This is a genomic window from Gilvimarinus sp. 1_MG-2023 (genome assembly GCF_030548285.1).
Genome location: NZ_JAUOSC010001734.1, coordinates 1 through 235 on the forward strand (window position 1 = coordinate 1; position 235 = coordinate 235).

The window sequence follows — 235 nt, forward strand, 5'->3', positions numbered from 1 at the left end:
GGTCGGCTCCGACCTGGATGATGCCCTGCTGCCCACCAGCTTGCCCACCACGCAACAGCTGGTGACCGACATTCCCGTCGGGCTGTCGTCGGCGGTACTCTTGCAAAGACCGGATGTGCTGGCGGCCGAACACACGCTGAAATCCGCCAACGCCAACATTGGCGCAGCCCGGGCGGCGTATTTTCCATCCTTGAGCCTGACCGCAACCGGTGGTGTCGCCAGCGCGGCGTTATCG

1 protein-coding gene is annotated in these 235 nt (G+C 64.7%); it reads left to right on the plus strand.

Going from position 1 to position 235, the window contains the following annotated elements; translation table 11 throughout:
- A partial coding sequence (locus Q4563_RS22665; protein WP_303606155.1) for a TolC family protein occupies positions 1-235 on the plus strand: 235 nt, incomplete at both ends.